This is a genomic window from Brevundimonas sp. (assembly GCF_036402095.1).
Taxonomy (GTDB): domain Bacteria; phylum Pseudomonadota; class Alphaproteobacteria; order Caulobacterales; family Caulobacteraceae; genus Brevundimonas.
Genome location: NZ_DASWTO010000093.1, coordinates 1 through 2,235 on the forward strand (window position 1 = coordinate 1; position 2,235 = coordinate 2,235).

General features: G+C 69.1%; 2 protein-coding genes and 1 pseudogene. All 3 read right to left on the reverse strand.

What is annotated here, in order from left to right; translation table 11 throughout:
* Positions 1-741: S1 RNA-binding domain-containing protein (locus VGD32_RS07315; RefSeq protein WP_331031245.1), on the reverse strand; the 741-nt coding region annotated here is incomplete at its 3' end.
* Positions 742-896: 155 nt separating this feature from the next.
* A complete protein-coding gene (cmk, locus tag VGD32_RS07320) occupies positions 897-1,547 on the reverse strand; it encodes a (d)CMP kinase (RefSeq protein WP_331031246.1) in 651 nt (216 codons plus the stop codon).
* 407 nt (positions 1,548-1,954) lie between these two features.
* Positions 1,955-2,235: pseudogene (locus VGD32_RS07325) on the reverse strand (3-phosphoshikimate 1-carboxyvinyltransferase); the annotation flags it as partial.

Genomic DNA, 2,235 nt, shown 5'->3' on the forward strand with positions numbered 1-2,235 from the left:
GCCGACGGCGAGGACCTGCGACGGGTGCGAGACGCGCTTCCACGACATGTCGGTGACGTGCAGCAGGCCGTCGATGCCGCCCAGATCCACGAACGCGCCGTAGTCGGTGATGTTCTTGACCACGCCTTCGCGGACTTCGCCTTCCTGCAGCTGGCCGACCAGTTCGGTGCGCTGTTCGGCGCGGGCCTCTTCCAGGATGGCGCGGCGCGAGACGACGATGTTGCCGCGCGGGCGGTCCATCTTGAGGATGGCGAAGGGCTGTTCCTTGCCCATCAGCGGGGCGACGTCGCGCACCGGACGGATGTCGACCTGCGAGCCCGGCAGGAAGGCCGAGGCGCCGCCGAGGTCGACGGTGAAGCCGCCCTTGACGCGGCCGACGATGGTGCCGTTGACCGGCTGGCCGTCGGCGAAGACCACTTCCAGACGGGTCCAGGCTTCCTCGCGGCGAGCCTTGTCGCGGCTGATGACCGCTTCACCCAGGGCGTTCTCGACGCGCTCCAGATAGACTTCGACGTTGTCGCCGACCTTCGGGATCACGGCGCCCTCGCCGATGCCGAACTCGCGGGCCGGGATGCGGCCTTCGGTCTTCAGACCGACGTCGATGATCAGGATGTCCTTTTCGATGCCGACGACGCGGCCGTGGACGACCTGGCCTTCGCCGAGGTCGCGGCCCTGAAGGGTTTCGTCGAGCAGCGCGGCGAAGTCGTCACGCGAGGGGGAGAAGCTTTGGGTGTCGGTCATGCAGGGTTGGGGTTTCTAACGGTTGTGGCGCGTGACCGGACGGCCCCGCGCGAGGTGAGTTTGAAATCAGGAACAGGTCGTCGGGATGCGAGGCAAATGAAGCCAGATCGCCCGCGGAAGCCGAGGACCGGAGCGTTGGATTTGTCCTTGAGGGCCTAAAGGCCGTGTCGGACGCGCGCCGCCTCGACGATACGGCGGGCCGCATCGAAGGCGGTCTCTATATCCATATCGGTCGTGTCCAGCAAGACGGCGTCTTGCGCCTGCACCATAGGGGCGGCGCCCCGGCCGGCGTCGCGCTCGTCGCGGCGGACGATGTCGGCCAGCATGTCGTCATAGGCGATGACCTCGCCGCGGCCGGTCAGCTGTTTCCAGCGGCGCAGGGAGCGGACCTCGGGGCTGGCCGTGACATAGAGTTTGGCCTGGGCTTCGGGGGCGATGACCGTGCCGATGTCGCGGCCGTCCAGCACGGCCCCGCCGGGCTGGCCGGCGAAGGTCTTCTGGAAGGCCAGCAGGGCGGCGCGCACGCCCGGATAGCCGGCCACCCGGCTGGCCGCCTCGCCGGCGTCGCGGCCGGTCAGGCGGTCGGTGTCGACCAGGTGGCTGGCGTCGAGCGCCCGGGCCACGGCCTCGGCGGCCGCCTCGTCGTCGAGGGAGCCGCCGCTGTCCAGCACGCCCAGGCCGACGGCGCGGTAGAGCAGGCCGGTGTCGAGGTGCGGCAGGCCGTAGGTCGCGGCCAGCCGGGCGGCGATGGTGCCCTTGCCCGAGGCGGCGGGTCCGTCGACGGCGATGATGAGGGGTGCGGTCAGATCGTCACTCACTGTCGGTCGACTTCTTTTGTGCGCGGCGAAGGCGCTGCGCTGCGGATCGTTTGCCACGGGCCGTTCCGAACCGGAACCAGAGGGCGAGAAGGGTGCCGCCGACGAAGAGGCCGCCAAGCGCCAGGTCCCAGACGAATCTCATCCAGAACAGCACCGGAGCGTCAGAGAGACGAACGGCGCCGCCTCGTCCATGGAGGACGCCGGTCGAGAGACCCTCGAATGCGGTGAAAACGAGAAACAGTCCAAGGACGAATAAGAAGGCGGCGATAGCGAACTCGACGACGGGGCCGTATCGCGACCTCAAGACCCGGTCCCAAAAGGCGTTCTTCCGCTTGCGCCAACGCGCATCCCAACGGGCCAGGGTTTCGAAGGGCCCATCCTTCCTGCGCGATCGCTTAGCCAAGGCTTGCCCCCAGCCCGCGCATCAACCCGACGAAGCCGGGGAAGCTGGTGGCGATCATGCCGGGCTCGTCGACGGTCACCGGTTCGGCGGCGGCGAGGCCGAGGATCAGATGGCTCATGGCGATGCGGTGGTCGCCGTGGGTGACGACCGTGGCGCCGCCGCGGACAGGTCCGTTCCCGGGGCCGCCGGTGACGGTGAAGCCCTCCGGCTCCTCCTCGACGGCGACGCCGCAGGCCTGAAGACCGGCGGCCATCAGGGCGATGCGGTCGCTTT